Here is a 205-nt window from a genome sequence, read left to right as displayed (position 1 = left end):
CACGTTACACTCAGATAATGGCAGCCCAATGAAAGGCGCGACATTGTTGGCAACATTACAGGAGTTAGGCATTGTGCCATCATTTAGTCGACCATCAGTAAGTAATGACAACCCGTACTCTGAGTCGTTATTTAAAACGTTAAAGTATCGCCCAGAATACCCAGAAAAGGCATTTGAAGATATAAGCGGAGCAAGAGAATGGGTT

At 42.9% G+C, this 205-nt stretch carries 1 pseudogene; it reads left to right on the top strand.

Annotated elements, in window-relative coordinates:
* Positions 1-205, top strand: a pseudogene (locus ACTRWE_RS19400) (IS3-like element ISPpr7 family transposase); the annotation flags it as partial.

This window comes from Pseudoalteromonas sp. G5_S1_54_S4 (assembly GCF_054968565.1).
Note: the sequence above shows the minus strand (reverse complement) of the source record. Positions and strands in the feature narration are given on the sequence as shown.